This is a genomic window from Nocardia arizonensis (assembly GCF_001310275.1).
GTDB lineage: Bacteria > Actinomycetota > Actinomycetes > Mycobacteriales > Mycobacteriaceae > Nocardia > Nocardia arizonensis.
In genome coordinates, this window is sequence record NZ_LGYZ01000078.1 from 82,122 (window position 1) to 99,871 (window position 17,750).

General features: G+C 68.3%; 19 protein-coding genes. 10 read left to right on the forward strand and 9 right to left on the reverse strand.

The features are described 5' to 3' along the window. Positions 1–14 precede the first annotated feature (14 nt). A complete protein-coding gene (locus APZ21_RS15015) occupies positions 15–929 on the reverse strand; it encodes a helix-turn-helix domain-containing protein (protein ID WP_054813922.1) in 915 nt (304 codons plus the stop codon). An 84-nt stretch (positions 930–1,013) separates the two neighbouring features. On the opposite strand from APZ21_RS15015, the gene APZ21_RS15020 reads away from it, so the two are divergent. The 3 genes from APZ21_RS15020 to APZ21_RS15030 are packed head-to-tail and all read left to right on the forward strand — an operon-like array spanning position 1,014 to position 4,135. Beyond that, on the forward strand, positions 1,014–2,177 hold the full coding sequence (locus APZ21_RS15020; protein ID WP_082393132.1) for a hypothetical protein: 1,164 nt from the start codon (positions 1,014–1,016) through the stop codon (positions 2,175–2,177). Beyond that, positions 2,177–2,953, forward strand: a complete 777-nt coding sequence (locus APZ21_RS15025; protein ID WP_054813924.1) for an SDR family oxidoreductase — start codon at positions 2,177–2,179, stop codon at positions 2,951–2,953. The genes APZ21_RS15020 and APZ21_RS15025 overlap by 1 nt, the downstream gene beginning before the upstream one ends. Positions 2,954–2,971: 18 nt before the next feature. Beyond that, positions 2,972–4,135 (forward strand): sulfotransferase family protein, encoded by a 1,164-nt coding sequence (locus APZ21_RS15030; protein ID WP_054813925.1) that lies wholly within the window; start codon positions 2,972–2,974, stop codon positions 4,133–4,135. A 7-nt stretch (positions 4,136–4,142) separates the two neighbouring features. On the opposite strand, the gene APZ21_RS15035 is transcribed toward APZ21_RS15030, so the two are convergent. Beyond that, on the reverse strand, positions 4,143–4,817 hold the full coding sequence (locus APZ21_RS15035) for a PaaI family thioesterase (protein WP_054813926.1): 675 nt from the start codon (positions 4,815–4,817) through the stop codon (positions 4,143–4,145). Positions 4,818–5,045: 228 nt separating this feature from the next. Here APZ21_RS15035 and APZ21_RS15040 point away from each other — a divergent pair, with 228 nt between their 5' ends. Continuing rightward, the gene (locus APZ21_RS15040; RefSeq protein ID WP_054813927.1) at positions 5,046–5,702 is read left to right on the forward strand and encodes an HAD family hydrolase; all 657 of its coding nucleotides are present in this window, start codon (positions 5,046–5,048) and stop codon (positions 5,700–5,702) included. 107 nt (positions 5,703–5,809) lie between these two features. Here the strand turns inward: APZ21_RS15040 and APZ21_RS15045 are convergent, their stop codons facing one another. Further along, positions 5,810–6,103: a hypothetical protein gene (locus APZ21_RS15045; RefSeq protein ID WP_054813928.1), complete on the reverse strand. Its 294-nt coding sequence runs from the start codon at positions 6,101–6,103 to the stop codon at positions 5,810–5,812. A gap of 412 nt (positions 6,104–6,515) precedes the next feature. Between APZ21_RS15045 and APZ21_RS15050 the strand changes: the two genes are divergently transcribed. Next, on the forward strand, positions 6,516–7,229 hold the full coding sequence (locus tag APZ21_RS15050) for a hypothetical protein (protein ID WP_054813929.1): 714 nt from the start codon (positions 6,516–6,518) through the stop codon (positions 7,227–7,229). 10 nt (positions 7,230–7,239) lie between these two features. On the opposite strand, the gene APZ21_RS15055 is transcribed toward APZ21_RS15050, so the two are convergent. Then, positions 7,240–8,055, reverse strand: a complete 816-nt coding sequence (locus APZ21_RS15055; RefSeq protein WP_054813930.1) for a tyrosine-protein phosphatase — start codon at positions 8,053–8,055, stop codon at positions 7,240–7,242. A 423-nt stretch (positions 8,056–8,478) separates the two neighbouring features. Here APZ21_RS15055 and APZ21_RS15060 point away from each other — a divergent pair, with 423 nt between their 5' ends. Next, positions 8,479–8,994, forward strand: coding sequence for a hypothetical protein (locus tag APZ21_RS15060; protein WP_156371082.1), 516 nt, complete (start codon positions 8,479–8,481; stop codon positions 8,992–8,994). Here APZ21_RS15060 and APZ21_RS15065 read toward each other — a convergent pair. Beyond that, positions 8,985–9,914 (reverse strand): helix-turn-helix domain-containing protein, encoded by a 930-nt coding sequence (locus tag APZ21_RS15065; protein ID WP_082393122.1) that lies wholly within the window; start codon positions 9,912–9,914, stop codon positions 8,985–8,987. The genes APZ21_RS15060 and APZ21_RS15065 overlap by 10 nt on opposite strands. A 109-nt stretch (positions 9,915–10,023) precedes the next feature. On the opposite strand from APZ21_RS15065, the gene APZ21_RS15070 reads away from it, so the two are divergent. Further along, positions 10,024–10,818: an SDR family oxidoreductase gene (locus APZ21_RS15070; protein ID WP_054813932.1), complete on the forward strand. Its 795-nt coding sequence runs from the start codon at positions 10,024–10,026 to the stop codon at positions 10,816–10,818. After that, a complete protein-coding gene (locus APZ21_RS15075; RefSeq protein ID WP_054813933.1) occupies positions 10,815–11,888 on the forward strand; it encodes an NAD(P)H-dependent amine dehydrogenase family protein in 1,074 nt (357 codons plus the stop codon). The genes APZ21_RS15070 and APZ21_RS15075 overlap by 4 nt, the downstream gene beginning before the upstream one ends. A gap of 139 nt (positions 11,889–12,027) precedes the next feature. Here APZ21_RS15075 and APZ21_RS15080 read toward each other — a convergent pair whose 3' ends face one another. Beyond that, positions 12,028–13,107 carry a YncE family protein gene (locus tag APZ21_RS15080; protein ID WP_054813934.1) on the reverse strand — a complete coding sequence of 360 codons (1,080 nt, stop codon included), beginning with the start codon at positions 13,105–13,107 and terminating at the stop codon, positions 12,028–12,030. Positions 13,108–13,219: 112 nt separating this feature from the next. Next, positions 13,220–13,696, reverse strand: coding sequence for a nuclear transport factor 2 family protein (locus tag APZ21_RS15085; RefSeq protein WP_054813935.1), 477 nt, complete (start codon positions 13,694–13,696; stop codon positions 13,220–13,222). A gap of 124 nt (positions 13,697–13,820) precedes the next feature. Between APZ21_RS15085 and APZ21_RS15090 the strand changes: the two genes are divergently transcribed. Further along, the gene (locus tag APZ21_RS15090; protein WP_054813936.1) at positions 13,821–14,117 is read left to right on the forward strand and encodes a three-helix bundle dimerization domain-containing protein; all 297 of its coding nucleotides are present in this window, start codon (positions 13,821–13,823) and stop codon (positions 14,115–14,117) included. A gap of 92 nt (positions 14,118–14,209) precedes the next feature. On the opposite strand, the gene APZ21_RS15095 is transcribed toward APZ21_RS15090, so the two are convergent. After that, on the reverse strand, positions 14,210–15,940 hold the full coding sequence (locus tag APZ21_RS15095) for a hypothetical protein (RefSeq protein ID WP_054813937.1): 1,731 nt from the start codon (positions 15,938–15,940) through the stop codon (positions 14,210–14,212). Between the two features lie 295 nt (positions 15,941–16,235). Between APZ21_RS15095 and APZ21_RS15100 the strand changes: the two genes are divergently transcribed. Then, positions 16,236–16,712, forward strand: coding sequence for a LysM peptidoglycan-binding domain-containing protein (locus APZ21_RS15100; RefSeq protein WP_054813938.1), 477 nt, complete (start codon positions 16,236–16,238; stop codon positions 16,710–16,712). 4 nt (positions 16,713–16,716) lie between these two features. Here the strand turns inward: APZ21_RS15100 and hemC are convergent, their stop codons facing one another. Beyond that, positions 16,717–17,649: a hydroxymethylbilane synthase gene (hemC, locus tag APZ21_RS15105; protein ID WP_239476637.1), complete on the reverse strand. Its 933-nt coding sequence runs from the start codon at positions 17,647–17,649 to the stop codon at positions 16,717–16,719. Positions 17,650–17,750: the final 101 nt, after the last annotated feature.

Below are 17,750 nucleotides of genomic sequence, written 5' to 3' on the forward strand. Positions count from 1 at the left end.
AGAACACGTTTCCGTCATTGGTCAACGGGTCGTGCGAGCGCGTGCGCCGGGGCGCGACCGCCCGATGTGGCCGTCACCGCGTCCGCCGCGGCGACAAGGGCCCGGCCGCGACGCTCGATCTCCGCGCCGGTGATCGAGGTGCCGACGTACATGGTCAGCACCATGTTCTGCCTGCCGTCCGCGTCGTAGGTCGGGGCGGCCAGCAGGCTGACCGGATGTTCCTTGCGCGGGCGCAGATCGGTGCCGAGATAGACGCGTTCGCCCAGGCTGGTGACCAGCTCGCCGACCAGTTCGCGCAGTTCGTCGGGCAGATCGCGGGCCGCGACGCCCGCCAGCAGACCGTAGAGCCGCCGCCCCGCCGCGGTCAGGCTCTCGACCAGGTAGCCGCGCTCGCGGCATTCGGCGACGACCTGGCGCAGGCGGGTCTCGTCCTGGCGCAGCGGCACCGTCGGCGGAATGGCCAGCCACGCGTCGAAGGCCGCGTCGGTGTCCCACAGCACGTACATGAGCCCGACCGGCGGCGCGAAGACGTAGGAGGCGCCGAGCTTCACGTGGCCGGGGCCGGTCGCCTCCAGCACCGCGATCCGCTCGCCGACCACGGCCGAGGCGGTGCAGGTCGTGCGGTATCTGGCGGTGAGTCCGTCCAGTTCGGCGCGGGCGATGGCCGAGACCGCGAAATTCTCCTGCGCCACCCGGCCCGCGGCGACGAGCGCGGGACCGAGGCCGTAGGTGAGGGTGTCCGGGTCGCGCACCAGGTAGCCGCCCGCGGTGAGTTCGGTGAGTATGCCCAGGCAGGTGGGTTTCGCGAGGCCGAGCTCGCGGGCAAGTTCGGAGAGTCCGAATCGTCTGCCGCGCTGTTCGACCAGGAAGTCCAGAACTCGCACCACCCGCTCGGTGGGCGCCGACCGTCGCGCGACGCTGGAAACCATTGACCCACTCCTAGAACACGTTCTAATCTGACTGTAATCGAAATGTACCAGAGTGGTACAGATATGGACCACCGGGAGAGCCTTTTGCTTACCGAACCGTTCGCGGAGGCGATCGCCGCCGCGGAGCAGATCATCACCACCGCACCGCACATCGTCACCGAGCAGGACCTCGTCGAGGGCTACGACTACCTCGCGGGCAGTATCCGCGCCTCGATCCAGATGGCGTGGGCCTACGAGCGCGACTTCCCGTTCTTCGTGCAGTCCACCGGCCCCTACACCAAGATGGGCCTGGACAATCCGGACACCCTCTACTTCCACGCCTATCTACGTCCCGATGCCGAATACGTGGTCACCGGCCGCCGCGGCAGCACTCGCGACCTGAGCTTCCAGGTGCTCAACGGCGACTACTCCCCGGTCGACGTGCCCGACAGCCTCACCGCCTTCGACGACCGCGTCCTCGACATCGCCGCCGACGGCTCCTACGAGATCCGCTTCGGCCCCGGCCCGAGCGGGCCGGGATACGTCCAACTCGGTGCGGACGCCGCCATGCTCGTGGTGCGCGAAGTGCACAGCGACTGGGCCACCGAGAAGCCGGGCATGCTGCGCATCCAGCGGGTCGACCGCATCGGCGACGCGCCGCCGCGGCCGACGAAGGACCTGATGGCCAAGCGCTACGCGGTCGCGGCGCGGATGCTGACCTCCCGGCTCAACACCTTCCTGGCGTTCCCGAAGTGGTTCTATCTGAACCTGCCGGTCAACACCCTCACCGAACCGCGGCCCACGCCCGGCGGGCTGGCCACCCAGTTCTCCTCGGTCGGCCACTACGACCTCACCGACGACCAGGCCATGATCATCACGGTGCCCAAGTCGGACGCGCCCTACCAGGGCTTCCAACTCGGCAGTATGTGGTACGTGTCGCTGGACTACGTCAACCACCAGACCAGCCTGACCGCCGATCAGGCGCAGGTCGACCCGGACGGCATGATCCGGCTGGTGGTCAGCGAACGCGATCCCGGCGTGGCCAACTGGATCGAGCGCACCGGACACGATCGCGGATATCTCCAGTTCCGCTGGCAGCGACTGTCGCGCGAGATGGGCCCGCAGGACGGTCCCACGGTCGAGGTGGTCGCGGTCGACGAGATCGCCGAGCGACTGCCGTACTACGAGCAGGCGCGGATCTCCCCCAAGGAATGGCAGGCCCGGATCGCGGCCCGCCAGGTCGCCGTGGCGGAAAGGATGCAGGGCTGATGTTGTTGCGGGACAAGGTTGTCGTGGTCTCGGGCGTCGGCCCCGGATTGGGCCGGGCTATCGCGGTGCGCAGCGCCGAGGCCGGCGCGGATCTGGTGCTGGCCGCGCGGACCGAATCACGGCTGACCGATGTGGCGAAGGAGATCGAGGCCATCGGCAGGCGGGCGTTGGTCGTGCCCACCGACATCAACGACGAGGCCGCGGTCAGCGCACTGGTGGACACCGCGCGCGCGGCGTACGGCCGCGTCGACACACTGGTGAACAACGCTTTCGCCATTCCGCCGATCACCGATCTCGCCGACGTCGACCTCGATCAGGTGCGGGCCGGATTCGAAACCAATGTGCTCGCCGCACTGCGTCTCACGCGGCTGTTCGTGCCCGCGCTGGCCGAGGCGAAGGGCTCGGTGGTGATGATCAACTCGGCGGTGCTGCGGCATTCGCGGCGCACCTTCGGGCCGTACAAGATGGCCAAGTCGAGTCTGCTCGCCCTCGCGCAGAGTCTGGCCACCGAACTCGGACCGCGTGGCATCCGGGTCAACACCATCGCGCCCGGCTATATCTGGGCCGACAATCTGAAGTGGTACTTCAATTTCCTGGCCGAGCAGCGCGGCATCACCTCCGAGGAGGTCTACGCGGAGACGGCCTCGACCATCGATCTGCGCAGACTGCCCGAGCCCGACGAGATCGCCGACGCGGTGGTCTTCTTCGCCTCCTCGATGGCGCGCGCCATCACCGGGGCCTGTCTCGATGTCAATTGCGGCGAATACCATCACTGATCCAGGAGTAGAAAAGTCATGATCGGCAGGGACGACGTCGGCACCATCGACGATCTGCACGCCTCGGCCACGAAGGTGGTGGGGCTGGACGATTTCGGTGATCCCGGATACCGCGAAGGGCTGGGCGTACTGCTCGAGTCCTACGCGAAGGAGGCCGAACTCACCCCGTTCGGCAACAAGGTCAACCGCGCCTTCCTGCGCGGCGCGCTGATCGCGCGGCTGCTCAGCGAGGCCGCGTGGCGACAGCATCCCGAATACGCGGATGTGGCGATCGAACGCCCGATCTTCGTGACGGGGCTGCCGCGCTCGGGCACCACGGCGGTGCATCGGCTGCTCAACGCCGATCCCGGACATCAGGGTCTGGAGATGTGGCTGACCGAGATGCCGCAACCCCGGCCGCCGCGCGAGACCTGGGCGTCGAATCCGGTGTATCAGCGCATCGAGGCGGCCTTCGACAAGCACCACGTCGAACATCCTGAATTCATGGGTGTGCACCACATCTCGGCGGATCAGGTGGAGGAGTGCTGGCAGCTGCTGCGGCAGTCGGCCATGTCGATCTCCTACGAATGCCTGGCCTATATCCCCGGATACTCGCAGTGGCTGCGCGAGCAGGACTGGACCGACGCCTACCGCAGGCACCGGCGCAACCTCCAGCTGATCGGACTGCCCGACGCGGGCCGCCGCTGGGTGCTGAAGAATCCGAGCCACCTGTTCGCGCTCGACGCGATCTTCGAGGTGTACCCGGACGCGCTCGTCATCCAGATGCACCGCGATCCGCGCACCATCATCGCCTCGGTGTGCAGCCTCAACGAGAAGGCGTCGCAGGGCTGGTCGGAGAAGTTCCGCGGGCCGGTGGTGGGTTCGGAACAACTCGACCTGTGGGCGCGCGGCGCCGACCGCTTCCTGGCCGATCGGCAGCGCCACGACGCGGCGCAGTTCTGCGATGTGTACTACGACGATTTCGTCGCCGACCCCATCGGCACGGTCGACGGGATCTACCGGCACTTCGGCCTGACCCTCGACGAGTCCGCCCGCGCGGCCATGACCGCGATGCACTCCGAGAGCACCTCGGGCGCGGCGAAGCCGGCGCACAAATACACCCTCGCCGACTTCGGTCTGACCGCCGACCAGGTCGACGCCCGGTTCGGCGCCTATCGCGCGGCGCACTTCCCGGGACGCTGACTCCGTACTACTGCTGGCCCGACTTCAGCACGATGAACAGACCCTTGGCCTCCGCGCACAGGGTCTGCCCGTCGTGCAGGGTGGCCCGGACGTAGACCTTGCGGCCGTCCTGCCGTTCGGCCCAGGAATGCAGTCGCAGTTCGGTATCCAGCGGTGTGATCGCCCGGTAGTCGACGGTGAGGGAGGCGGTTCTGGCCACCGCCTGCGCGTGCACGGCGGCCGCCATACCCATCAGGTCGTCGAAGGCGATCGCGACCTGTCCGCCGTGCGCGGCGGCATTGCCGCCGAGATGGAAGGTGCGGAAGGTGACGTCCGCGCGCACGCCCTCGCCGTCGACCTTCTCGAGGGTGTAGGGCGGCAGTGTCACGTTGCCGCGCGCGGGCAGGTCGCCACGGGTCCAGGTGGGGGCGACCCACTCGTCGACGACGGCCTCGCGGAGCCGGTCGTTGAGCTTCTCCAGCGTCGCGATGGCCTCGAGGGCGAGGTCGTCGGAGGGAGCGATGAGCCTGGCGCGGTCCATGAGGGTGCGGACCTGTTCGATGAACGGACCGAAGTGCGGTCCGCCCTGCGAATTGTCGCGCACGTCCTGCGCGCTCACGATATCGGCCATGGAGGTCGGCCGGAAGCCACCTTCGTGGTGCTCCTCGCTGGGTAGCCCGACGTCGACCCGCTCATCACTCATGTAGAACAAGTTATCGGTTGCCGACCGAATGCCCCAACGTGGCGGTCCGTCGTTCCCGTCACATCGCGGCGCGGGTGACCACGGGTTGGCCGCGGTCGACCGAATGGCGTGACCTACGCTGGGTATCCGTCGAGCCATCAGGTCTGCGACACATCCCGCGGTACCAGCACCGATCGACGCGCGCGTCGGAGACGGCTGCGCCCGTGGACGGCGAAGGGCGTTGTACGGATGAGTATCACGGCGGTCGTCTTCGACATGGACGGCGTTCTCATCGATTCCGAACCGGTGTGGGAGCGCGTCCGTCGCGACTACGTCGCCGAGAAGGGCGGCCGTTGGCTGCCCGATACGCAGAAGCGGCTGATGGGAATGAGCACGGGGGAGTGGTCGCGATATCTGAGCGGCGAACTCGGGGTCGGGGAACCGCCGCGGCGGGTGGCCGACGCGGTGATCGAGCGTATGGCCGCGCACTACGGTCGCACCGTGCCACTGCTGCCCGGCGCGGTGGACGCGGTGCAGCGGATCAGTCAGAATTGGCCGCTCGGCGTGGCCAGCTCCTCGCCGCGCGCGCTCATCGACGCCGTGCTCGGCCGCACCGGGTTGATCGAATTCTTCGATGTGACCATGTCGACCGAAGAGGTCGACCGCGGCAAACCCGCACCGGATGTCTACCTCGCGGTCGCCGCGAGCCTGCGCAAGAAGGCAGCCGACTGCGCGGCGGTGGAGGATTCCAGCAACGGTCTTCGCGCCGCGCACGCCGCGGGCATGCGGGTCATCGCCGCGCCACGTTCGGAATATCCGCTGGACCCCGACGCCCGCGAGCTGGCCACCCACGTCATCGCCGGACTCGACGAATTGACGCCCGCCCTGATCGCCGCGCCGGCGTGAGCAGCGTTCCGCCCGCCGAATCCACCGTGACCGGTTCGCCGCGGGCTTCGTGCGGCCCGCGTCCCCGCGGACGGCGCGCGTACGCGTGTCGCGCGGGCCGCGGCGTATCAGTCTCGGATGGGCAGGAGTTTGGCCTGACCCGCGACCACCATGTCGCCCGCGTCGACCAGCGCGACCCGTATCTGCACGAGTTCACCCGCTTGCGGCAGGTTCTCGCCCGCGCCCGCGACCATATCGATGGTGGCGGTCCGTTCGGTGCCGTCGCAGGTCACCGCCTCCTGGACGCCGAGTGCGGCCGGATGGTCGGCGTTGGCCGCGCCGACCATGGCCTTGAGGGCGACGACCCCCGCACCGGCGTCGCAGCTGTAGGCCGCGCCGATAGCGGCGGGCGCCGCGGTCACGGACCTGCGGGGCGGCCGCTGCGGTACCGGCGGCGAGGAGGACGGCGGCGCCGAATCCGGCGAGGGCGGCGGTGCGCAGCGCGGGACGGCTGTTCCAGGTGATCATCTTGGTTCCTTCCGTACGACGGGACGGATCGGTGAACTCGACGAACACGCTCGGCGGCGACGGTGCGCCACCCCTGCCCATCATGCAGCCCGCATTCCGCCCCCGTGGTGGAACCGCAGGTAGATCGCTGGCCGAGAGCGCGGGCCGCGGGGGTGCTGCCGCCGATTCGTTCGCGCAAGACCCCGTGCCCGTTCGGCGCGCGCGTGCCCGCGTCGGCCGTGCGGCAGCACGGCGTGGACGGCGCGTCGGTACGGAAATCATCGGTCCGGTGCACCGCCCGCGCGGGCATCGGGCACACTGGGCCCGATGAGCGAGGTGGAATCGGGTATCCGCATCCGAACCGAGGACGGCGACCTGCCCGCGCTGACGGGGCCGGTGCTTGACGGCCTGCACGACGTCGGCGCGGGGGAGCGCCCGTACCTCGAGGTCGCCCGCGGCGTCGACGACTGGATTCTCACCCGCCTGCTGCCTGACGCGATGTTCCGGCTCACCCATCGCCGCGGCGCGGACGACGACGAGTACGAGCTCTACACCGCCGACCCGACCCTGGTCTGCGACATCGTCTTCGCCTGGATCGACGGCGACCCGTGGTGCTACGACGGCGTCCCCTGGGCGCGTGTCGACCCCACCGTCGCCGAACTGGAATCCGTGCGCGGGGAGCTGGCCGGATTGCTGGACGGGTTCGACGTCTTCGACACTCTCACCAGCGCATTGGACGGTGCGCTGGCCCGCGCCGGTGAGCTGTTCGCCGGCGCGGACGACGACTTCGCCGCGCGGCTTTCCGGCGATGCCGCACCGGTGGCCGACGCGTCCGAGGACGGCGACTTCGCCGCCCGGGCGTCGGAGGCCGTCGACGGTTCGGACGCGGCCTCCGACGGCGCAGCCGGCGACGGCGAGGTCTGCGCGAATCCGTCGATGCGAGCCGCCGCGAGCGCGGACGACGACGCGGAACTCCTGGCCCGGCTCGAGGCACTGCTCGCCATGGACCCAGACGACTTCGACCCCGAGTTCGACCGCTGAGTCTGCGCGATCACGCGGGAGGGTCGACGAGCACGGTCCGCAGCCGGCGGAGTTCGGTCGCGCCGAGACCGTGTGCCGACAGCCAGCCCGCCGCGCCGCCGTAGTCCGTGGCGATTCCGGCGAGGAAGCCGAGCATGGTCGCGGGCTCGGCCGAGAGGATGCCGGTGCGCGCCGGCGGCAGGTCGGGGTAGGACGACAGCGCGGCCAGTCGGGCGCGGATGCGGTCGAGTCGAGCGTCGGTCATGGCGTAGTCGGCCGCGATCTCGGCGGCGGGCACACCCACCGCGTCGAGCACGATGGCGGCGAGCAGGCCGGTGCGGTCCTTGCCCGCGGCACAGTGGAAGACCACCGAATGCCGGGTTCCGTCGGCGATGAGACGTACCGCCGACACCACCGATTCCGCGCTGCCGGACAGCAATTCGCGATACATGCGGGTCAGGTCGGCGGCGTCGCCGATGGGGACCGGATCGGCCGGTGTCGCCGCGGCGGCGGTGGCCGTGCGCACCGGGAGATTGACCGTGTGGACGCCCGCTCCGGTGAGCCGCCCGTAGCCCTCCGCCATGACCTCCTCCGTATTGCGCAGGTCGATGACGGTGCGCAGCGCGAGCGGCCCGAGCAGCAGCGCCAGGTCCGCGGCGGTCATGTGTTGCGGTGTGCTCGCCCGATAGGCGACACCGAAGCGGGTGCGTCCACCGCCGATCACGGGAAGTCCGCCGAGATCGCGGACATTGTCGATCTCGGCGAAATCGACCCACCGGTTCGCGGTGGGGCCGCGGTCCGGTCGCGCCGCGCTGGTTTCCGTGTGGTGGTATCCGCTCGCCGTCATGGCTCCATTGTCTGCCGAACACCGGGGCGGGAAGGGGGCTTTCGCATGGCGATATCGCTATCGGGATGCGACACTGCTCCCTTCGGGAACGGGAATGCGGGATTCGGGACGGAATCGTACGAACCGGGCGGATTACGCTCGCTGCGCTGTCAACCCCACTGGACCGTAATTTTTCATGGGACATCCCGCCGGCGAGCGCGCGGTTCCGGTCGTGCCGCACGATATTCGGAGCAATGTCGACAGCGGGATCGCCGCGGTGATCGTCCCAGGTCACCATCGTGCCGATGGCCGAACCGGGACGCGCGAACTCGACGAACGTGCGTGCAGATGTACCGCTCATCGGATGAATTGTGTTGGGCGATACCGATATACGACTTGGTCACGGAACCGGTGTGCACCACTGTCGCGGGGTACGGTGTGCCCGTGGCGGAGTGGATCAGCGTGTACTGCGAGAGTCGAATCGAACTCGACGTGAAGGATATGCGCGAGGAACTGGTGGCCGCGGATCTGCGGACTCTCGCGGAGGCGGTCTTCGACACCGGAGAGGAAGCCGCGCTCGCCCTGGAGGCGGCCACCCGCAATCTGCGCATCGAGCGCCACGGCGCCGAGATCGAGGTGCAATGGCGCGCGGCGGGACCGCAATTGCAGATCAGGGCCGTGACCGGCAGTGCGGCCGAGAACGATATCGCCGAGGTGCTCTCGGATCGGCTGCCCGCGGCCCACGGACCCGGCCCGGATCGGGTGCGCGCCCAATTGGCCCGTGCCCAGCAGGTCGTCTACCTGGAGATGGGCAATACCGACGCCAAGGGCCTCGGCGCGGTCTTCGGCGAGGTGCTTGCCTTCCGTATGGCCGCCGCGGGCGACGGCCTGGTATGGCTGTTCGACCGGCACTGGGCCGCGCCGGAGGATCGCGCCGCGCGAATCTGGAGTCATTCCTGACGGCGGCCGTCGAATTCGGCGGCGGCCGTGAGCGCTTCGGCCGCCGATCGGGTCGCGGCGATATAGCCGTCACGTTCGGCCTTGGTCGTCTCGGCCCGTAGCGGGCCCAACTGCACCTCGTAGGCGGCCGACCCCGTGGCGTCGAAAACCGGTGCGGCGAGATAGCTCAGCGGGAGTACCGCCTCCGAATCGAGTTCGTCCCTGGTGAACGGCCGGGAGGTCAGTGCCGCGAGCTGACGCAGCGCTCGCGCGCGCAGAGTCGACTGCCGCAGTTCGGTTCCCACCGCGCCGAGCAGATCGATCAGTAGATCGACCATGCCCGTATCGTCGGCGCGCGGCCGGAAAACCGCCACACGCCGTTCGCGCACGAGGGTCAACAGCGCACTCGCCGTGCGGCGATCGGCTTCGGCGGCCGTGGCCAGCCACGCGTTCTGTTCGGCGGCGACCCGCCACGGCATGACACTCGCTCCCGCCGGGAATTGCAGCGGAATGCGGTGTCCCACCGGGATGCCGAACACCACCCGATCCGTACCGTGACGGACCTCGAGCACCGTGAGCCGATCCGGGGAGATGCGGCTCAGCGTCGCGCCGCAGCCGGTGCTGTCGGTGAGCGCGGCCAGGATGTCGCCGACCCCGCTCGGCATCGGCGGTTCGGTGAGTCCGGCCGGGGTGTTGCCGAGTCGGTAGCCGCGCCGCGGTACCCGGACCACCCAGCCCGCCGCGTCCAGTTCGGCCAGCACGGCCGTCGCGGTGGCGCGGGCGATGGCCAGTCGATCGGCGATGGTCGCCACCGGCAGCGGTTCCTTGGCGGCGGCGAGCAGCGAGACGATATCGACGACCCGACGCGTCGGCGGTGACGGCGACCGGTCGGCTTCGGCCTCGCCCGCCGGGTCGCCCGGTGCGGTCGTGCTGTGGTCCATTGTCGGCGACCCCTTGTGCTCATTCCGTGCGCGCTCCTACGATGTCGAATATACGACATAATGTGTCGAATATTCGACATGAGAAATTCGGCACGGATGGGTGGAGCGCATGATCCTGGACAGATTCCGTATCGACGGACAGGTCGCCATCGTGACCGGTGCGGGTCGCGGCCTCGGTCGCGCCATCGCCGTCGCCTACGCCGAGGCGGGGGCCGACGTGCTGATCGCGGCCCGCACCGAGTCGCAACTCGACGAGGTGGCCGAACAGATCGCCGCGACCGGTCGCCGGGCGCACGTGGTGGCCGCGGACCTGAGCGACACCGACATCGCCGCCGGACTCGCCGCGACCGCCGTGGACCGGTTCGGCAGGCTCGACATCGTGGTCAACAATGTCGGCGGCGCCATGCCCTGTCCCCTGCTCGACACCACCCCCGAGGCGATGGCAGAGGCGTTCCGGTTCAACGTCGGCACCGCGCACGCGCTGACCCGCGCGGCGGTCCCGCACATCCTCGCGACAGCGGGCGGCGGTTCGATCGTCAACATCACCTCGACCATGGGCAGGCTTCCCGGCCGCGCCTTCGCCGCCTACGGCACCGCGAAGGCCGCGCTCGCGCACTACACCAAACTGGCCGCCCTCGACCTGAATCCCCGTATCCGGGTCAATGCCATCGCCCCCGGTTCCATCCTGACCTCGGCGCTCGAAATCGTCGCGAGCAACGACGCAATGCGCACCGAACTGGAATCCAAGACCCCGCTGCACACGCTCGGCGAACCGGAGGACATCGCCGCCGCCGCACTGTATCTGGTGTCCCCCGCGGGCAAGTACCTCACCGGGAAGGTGCTCGAACCCGACGGCGGATTGATCGCGCCGAACCTCGACCTGCCGATCGGAGATCTGTCATGAGCCTGCGCGTGGTGCAGTGGGGCACGGGCAATGTCGGCAAGCACGCGCTGGCCGGGGTCATCGCCCATCCGTCGCTCGAATTGACCGGTGTGTGGGTGTCCGGTCCGGCCAAGGCGGGCCGCGACGCGGGCGAATTGGCGGGTCTGGACGAGAAGGTGGGCATCGCGGCCACCGAGGACGTCGACGCGCTGCTGGCCGCGCGGCCGGATTGCGTCGTGTACTGCGCCATGACCGACAACCGGCTCATGGAGGCGCTGGCGGATCTGCGGCGGCTGCTGGCCGCGGGGGTCAACGTCGTGGCGTGCGCGCCGGTCTTCTTCCAGTATCCGTACGGCGTCCTGCCCGAGGACCTGCTCGGGCCGGTCCAGGAGGCCGCGCGGGAGGGCGATGCGTCGCTGTGGGTCAACGGCATCGATCCGGGATTCGCCAACGATCTGCTGCCACTCGCGCTCACCGGCACCTGTCTGCGTGTCGACCGGGTGCGCTGCATGGAGATCGTCGACTACGCCAGCTACGACAATCGCGCGGTCATGTTCGACATCATGGGATTCGGCGGCCCCATCGACGATGTGCCCATGCTGCTGCAACCCGGCGTGCTGTCGCTGGCCTGGGGCAGTACGGTGCGGCAGCTGGCGGCCGGAATCGGTGTCACGCTCGACGAGGTGACCGAGGTCTTCGAGCGCGCGCCCGCCCCCGAATCCTTCGACATCGCCACCGGCCACATCGCCGAGGGCACCGCGGCCGCACTGCGATTCGAGGTGCGCGGCATGGTCGGCGACGAGCCGGTCACCGTGCTCGAACACGTCACCAGACTCCGGCCGGATCTGTGCCCCGACTGGCCGCAGCCCGCGCATCCGGCGGGCTCATACCGCGTGGAGATCACCGGCGACCCCTGCTACGCGCTGGACTTGGTCGCCTCGAGCCCGCGCGGCGACCACAATGTCGCCACCCTCATCGGCACCGCCCTTCGCATCGTCAACGCCATCCCCGCCGTGGTCGCCGCCCCCGCCGGAATCCTGACCGCCCTTGATATTCCGCTGATCACGGCCCCGGCGATACGGCGGGGCTGACCCTCGACTCGGCGCCCTGACCCGCAATGCCCGCTCCACATCCTCCTCCCGTTGTAGAGACGGAAGGCGAACCGCGGTCCGCCGCCACGGACGCCTTCGGCGCCGGCGGGCGAATACACTGGACTCGCGTGAGGTCTTTCTACCCGGGGTATGCGCCGAGGCCCGGGCCGGTTCCGGTGCCGATCGGCGCGCCCGCGGGGCTGAAGTCGGTGGCGGAGAACGGGATCAGGCTGCCAGGGCGGGGGTCGGCCTGGAGGAAGGCGGGCAGGACCGTTGTGGCGTCGAAACCCTTGGCGGCGGTGGGGACGAGGGGCCTGCTCTGCGGGCCGAGGCTGCCGACGTACATCTTGGCGCCGTCGGCGGTGAAACCGACCGAGACCGGTGCGTCGACGGGGACCGATCCGACGATGTCGTTGCTCGCGATATCGATGACCTGCACGGCGTTCGCGCCGAGGGTGGCGATCAGCAATTTGTCGCCGCGCGGGCTGATCGCGCCCGCCACCGGGGCGCTGCCCGGGGCGAAGGAGATGGCCCCGGTGCGCCGCCAGCTCGCCGTGTCGATGACCGAGACATTGTCGCCAAGCACGTTCACCGAATACAGGGTGCGACCGTCGGGGGAGACGGCGGCGGCGTAGGGAACCGAACCGTCGATCTGGATGCGCCCGCCGAGCTGGAATCCGTACTCGGGATCGAAGGCGGCGGCGGTGGAGTCGCCGAAGATCGTGTAGAGGCGGCTGCCGTCGGGGGCGATGGCCGCCGCGAACGGAATCGACGGCAGCGGCATGGAACGCAGCAGCGTATTCGTCGTCGTGCTCACCACATCGATGGACGGGCGCGCGGTGAGAATGTAGATCTGATCGCGAACCGGATCCGAGATCGGTTGCGCCAGACCGTCGGTGCCGGTGATGGGAACCCGTGCGGTGACCGTGTCGGTGGCGCGATCGATCACGGCGATGTCGTCCGAGCCGACCAGCGGCGGATTGAACGCCTGCACATAGATCCTCGCGCCGTCGCGCGAGGCGGTGGCCGCCGAGGCGAACCGGCCCGCCCCGTCGATGCGCTGGACCACGCGATCGGCGGCGGTGTCGACCACGAGCACCGCTCCGTCGCTCACCACCGGGATATAGGCGTAGGAAACGGCCGGATCGGCCGCCGCACGCGGTGCGAATATCGCGAGCCCGACCGCGGCCGACACGACCGCGATAGACCTGAATACCATTCCTCGACCTTTCCGTATCCGGCGCAAGAGGTCACTATTGCGTGTAATCGTCACGGCCGCAACAGGTCGAGGCGACGATGATATGTGTCACCGTGCCACGGCGCGGCGGAGATCACGCGCCCGGGGTTGCCCACATATTGCTCAGCAGGTGATAGCTCGGCGTGTCCGACAGCGCCTGGGAGGATTCGTAGATGCGGCGGTAGCCGGTTTCGGCGATGCGCCACTGTCCGTCGTCACGGCGGTATCGGTCGGAGTAGTAGCCCGCGCCCCGGATGAGCACGCCGTATTCGGTGGCTATCACGGTGTCCTCGAAAGCCCATGAGCCCGTGGCGTGATCGCCGTCCACCCGGATCTCGGGGTGATCGGCGATGTGCACCGTCACGATGGCGGGTCCGAGATTGCTCCGCATGAAGGCGGTGATGGCCTCGCGGCCGTCGAACACCAGCGGTTCGCCCATCGCGTGCGTACCGTATCGGCCCGACGCGTCCTCGGTGAGGGTCTGCGCGAACTCATCCCACTCCTTGAGGTCCAATGTTCGGAAATATCGATATTTCAGTTGGCGGATATCTTCCACTGCGGCGAGGTCCATTCGCACAGAATCCCACGCCCTCGCGGCGCACACAAGAACGTGTTCTAGTTTTCCGTCCGCGTGAACGGTCGCCGATCGGGTACCCGTCGAGTGCCCGACCAGAGAGGCACGTCGAGGAGATATCGTGACCGAGAGCCCCGCCGAATCCGACCGACAGCATTCCGACCTCACCCTGGACCAGCAGGTCGCCCTCCGGGCGGCCACCGATCGACTGACCCGGGAATTTCACGGCGTCGCCCGGGAGAAGGTCATCGACGACCTGTTGCAGGCCGCCTACGACCACATCGCCGACCATGCGAATTTCGACAATTTCGTGCCCCTGCTCGCCGAGCGCTACACCCGCGAACTCCTGAGCGCCGCCGCCGAGGACCAGGCGGGCGGCGAATCCCCCGCGACCGAGGGCGACCGCGAGAACGCCTGAGTACCGCTCGGAGGCGAACACGCCCGGTCCGGACGGCCCGAATCCGAGCCGTCGCGGGCCGGGCGCGGGTGGTGGGTATCGACCCGATCGAATCATGCGGTGTCGCGCAGTCCACTGCTCGGCGGCGGTTGAGGTGCGCGGATGCGCGCGCCCCGCCGCTGCCAGTTCCAGACCGCGACGAGATCGGTGTTCTTGTCGAGGACGCGTACCAGGGTGCGGACGCGGTCGAGATCGATGTCGGCGGGCGCCAGATTATCGAATCGGCGGCCCGCCAACTGTGTGGGGGTTCCCGGGTCGATCTGACCGGGCGGGAAGGCTATGAGCAGGTCGGTCGCCGTTCGGATGCCGAGTTGGCGCAGCGCGACGCGGGTGTCGGTGCCCGCGTGGCTGTGCGAGGGCTGCTCCGACGACTCTTCGCCGCGTGCGGATTCGCCGTCGTCGAGGTGGAGGTAGAGCTGGGCCTGGTCGATCCAATCCACGAGGCGACCCAGCGGAACGCGGGTGTGGAGTATGACGTCGACCAGATTGGCCGTCACCAGACTCTGCATATCCTCGATGCCTTCCTCGATGAGTCGGGATTCGTACCAGACATTGAGGCCGTCGATCCGGTTGAGCGGGTACTCCGGGGTCAGCTGCGGTACCGCGTGGCGGAGCGTGACCGCCGCGGCCCGATGCAGTGCGTAGATACCCGCGATCGGGAATACGCCCACGACGAAGGCGACCACCGCCTGCACGCTCGGCCCGAAGCGGTAGACCAGTTGATACAGCGGTGCCAGGACGGTGAAAACAACGATGATCCGCAGCAGCGCCGACGCGTACGCGCTCGGCCTGAGATCGCTCTGGAAGAACCGTCGGACAAGACTCTGCAAGGTGAACACATAGGCGCCGAGAAATCCGAATTTCAGGAAGTCCCAGACCGTAATCGGGTTCTCGATGAAGCTCGTATCCCACAGGATCGCGGTCCAACAGGTCGCGAAGACGGTCGTGGCGAGGAAGACCGGAAACAGGGTTTCGGTCTTGACCGCGAAATCGGAGCCGCTCGGCGACGATACCGCGCGCCCATAATAGGCATTGAATTTCTGCCGGTAGATATTTTGCTCCTCATCCAGAAGGAAGCCGTCGTCATCGAGCCATTCCCGGTAGAACTCGGAGGCTTTCGGTGGTTTGGGCAAGTATCGCGGCTCGTCCACCGCGAGACGGTGTAGATGGATGACGTACTCGTTCCACAGCGCGCTCGCGCGCTGTCGCAGAAATCGGATGTACAACCAGCTCGGCAGGAACGACAATACCCAGACGAGAAATGCCTTCAGCAATCCGGAGATATCGGCCGCGTAATACTGGCGCTCGAATCCGCCCCAGACCGTGAGGAAAGCGAACGCGATCGGTACGGCGAACAGGAGATTCATCCACACCAGAATCATGGTGTGACCGAGCCATCGCGCGGATCGACTCCACCGCCGGGCGCGGCGAACGAGCGAGCCGTCGGTGACGGGTTCGGTCGCCGATTGCGTCAATGCCAGCAGCGCCGCGCGGGTATGCGGAAGCTCGCGCAATGCCAGATCCACCTGGTCCACGAGCCGTCTGCGGTCCGCATGGCCCTTCATCTCCTCGACCAGGGCGGCGAGCGCCGGAGTGTGTCGGAACAACTCGGCGAGTTCGACGTCGACGGCCGCGGCGACCCGGTCGCAGTCGGTGAGGAATCCCGCCGCGAGGCGGGACCGGTCGCCGCGGTCGTACGCGCGATCGTCGGCATATCGCGCCGACATCGCGAGAGCCGCCGAGAGTTGTCTCGCCAAGACGTGTGTTCGGGCCGCGAGATCCATGATCGCCTCCGACGAACGCCTGCGTCACCGGGACCGATAGTAGCGTCGTGGCTTCGCTCGAGAAAGAGTAGTCCACTACTCGCCGATCATCGTGTACGCATTTCTGACTACCCGGAGGTCGTTGAAGTAAGAATTACCTTTCGCGGGACGGAAACAGCGGCGCGCGTAGTGTGATACCCGAATTCGAGCCAAGTCGTCCGATGTCCTTGATGGTCGGCGAGCCGGAAGTAGGCTGAGGCTGTCCATTCAACTCCCGTGAACCGCAGTGCGGGATTCTGTCGGAAGGATCATCGCGATGATAAGCACTCACACCGTCGTCGAGGGCGAAACCCTGTCGGCGATTGCGCAGAAATTCTACGGGCAGGCAGGGTTTTTCAAGCTCGTCGCCGTCGCCAGCGGCATATCGGATCCCGACCGGATTCGCCCCGGTCAGGTACTGCTGCTTCCGGAGGTGGGCAACAAGCACACGGTGGCGGCGGGGGAGACCCTGTCCGGCCTGGCGGCGAGCTACTATCACCCCCGCAACTCGAATCTGTATCCGCTGATCGCCGCGGCCAATCACATCGATGATCCCGACAAGATCGACGTGGGCCAGGTACTCATCATTCCCGGCATCTCCTACACCGTCGTCGCGGGCGACACGCTGTCCGCGCTCGCCGAGCGCTTCTACGGCGACGCCACGCTGTTCCCGCGGCTCGCCGAGGCGAACGACATCTCGAATCCTGATGTCATCGATGTCGGCCAGGTCCTGATCGTTCCGCCGAAAAAGTAGGCGGTCAGTGGGGGATGGCGTCGATCAGCGCTCGGGCGCCCTGGCGCAGTAGGTCGGCGCCCACGAAGAAGCCGAGTGCCTGCGGGTCCTCCGGGACGCCCCAGTGCTGTGCGTCGAGCCACCGGGTGCCGTCGAGATCGAACACTTTGCCGTGCAGGGTGAGGCGTCCGGTGGCGTCGGTGGTGGCATAGCCCGCGATCGGCGAATTGCAGTGGCCCTGAAGGGCGTGCAGCATGGCGCGTTCGGCGTCGGCGGTGCGGTGGGTGGCCGGATCGTCCATGCGCGCGCCGAGTTCGAGCAGTTCGGCGTCGTCGCGGCGGCATTCGAGCACGATCACGCCCGCGCCGATCGGCGGCAGCATGGTCTCCAGATCCAAGGTCTCGGTGATCCGGTGCTGCTGTCCGACCCGGTGCAGACCGGACACGGCGGCGATCAGCACGTCGACGTAGCCCTCCTCGAGCCGGGCCAGACGCGTGTTCACATTGCCGCGCAACGGTTTCACCGTCAGGTGCGGGTAGTGCAGGCGCAGCTGGGCCGTGCGGCGCACGGAACTCGTGCCGACCACCGTGCCCGACGGCAGTTCCCGAAGCGCCGCGCCGGTGCGGGTGATGACCGCGTCGTGGACGTCGTCGCGGGGGAGGTAGCCGTTGAAGGCCAGTCCCTCCGGCACGGGGATGTCACCGGGAATGTCCTTGAGGCAGTGCACCGCCAGATCGGCCTCGTCGGCCAGCAGCGCGCGGTCGATCTCCTTGACGAAGGCGCCCTTGCCGCCGAGCGCGGACAGATCGCCCATCCAGCGGTCGCCCGCGGTGGTCACCTTGACGAGTTCGGATCTCACGCCGAATTCCGCGAGCAGCCCGGCGACCTGTTCGGCCTGGGCCACCGCCATCGGGCTGGATCGGGTGGCGATGCGAATGATGCGCGTCCGCGACATCATTCGGACTCTACTACGGGAGTTTCGGGGACATGGCGACGGGGCGGCCTCCGCGCGGGGAGGACCGCCCCGGCCGGTCCGTGAAACGCGTTCGCGGTGGCGGT

What these genes read in the sequence shown, in the direction of transcription:
- APZ21_RS15075 (WP_054813933.1), top strand. Translation starts at nt 10,815, where the DNA reads ATGAGCCTGCGCGTGGTGCAGTGGGGCACGGGCAATGTCGGCAAGCAC.
- APZ21_RS15065 (WP_082393122.1), bottom strand. Translation starts at nt 9,914, where the DNA reads ATGGACCACAGCACGACCGCACCGGGCGACCCGGCGGGCGAGGCCGAA.
- APZ21_RS15040 (WP_054813927.1), top strand. Translation starts at nt 5,046, where the DNA reads ATGAGTATCACGGCGGTCGTCTTCGACATGGACGGCGTTCTCATCGAT.
- APZ21_RS15100 (WP_054813938.1), top strand. Translation starts at nt 16,236, where the DNA reads ATGATAAGCACTCACACCGTCGTCGAGGGCGAAACCCTGTCGGCGATT.
- hemC (WP_239476637.1), bottom strand. Translation starts at nt 17,649, where the DNA reads ATGATGTCGCGGACGCGCATCATTCGCATCGCCACCCGATCCAGCCCG.
- APZ21_RS15070 (WP_054813932.1), top strand. Translation starts at nt 10,024, where the DNA reads ATGATCCTGGACAGATTCCGTATCGACGGACAGGTCGCCATCGTGACC.
- APZ21_RS15025 (WP_054813924.1), top strand. Translation starts at nt 2,177, where the DNA reads ATGTTGTTGCGGGACAAGGTTGTCGTGGTCTCGGGCGTCGGCCCCGGA.
- APZ21_RS15085 (WP_054813935.1), bottom strand. Translation starts at nt 13,696, where the DNA reads ATGGACCTCGCCGCAGTGGAAGATATCCGCCAACTGAAATATCGATAT.
- APZ21_RS15030 (WP_054813925.1), top strand. Translation starts at nt 2,972, where the DNA reads ATGATCGGCAGGGACGACGTCGGCACCATCGACGATCTGCACGCCTCG.
- APZ21_RS15080 (WP_054813934.1), bottom strand. Translation starts at nt 13,107, where the DNA reads ATGGTATTCAGGTCTATCGCGGTCGTGTCGGCCGCGGTCGGGCTCGCG.
- APZ21_RS15095 (WP_054813937.1), bottom strand. Translation starts at nt 15,940, where the DNA reads ATGGATCTCGCGGCCCGAACACACGTCTTGGCGAGACAACTCTCGGCG.
- APZ21_RS15035 (WP_054813926.1), bottom strand. Translation starts at nt 4,817, where the DNA reads ATGAGTGATGAGCGGGTCGACGTCGGGCTACCCAGCGAGGAGCACCAC.
- APZ21_RS15050 (WP_054813929.1), top strand. Translation starts at nt 6,516, where the DNA reads ATGAGCGAGGTGGAATCGGGTATCCGCATCCGAACCGAGGACGGCGAC.
- APZ21_RS15015 (WP_054813922.1), bottom strand. Translation starts at nt 929, where the DNA reads ATGGTTTCCAGCGTCGCGCGACGGTCGGCGCCCACCGAGCGGGTGGTG.
- APZ21_RS15055 (WP_054813930.1), bottom strand. Translation starts at nt 8,055, where the DNA reads ATGACGGCGAGCGGATACCACCACACGGAAACCAGCGCGGCGCGACCG.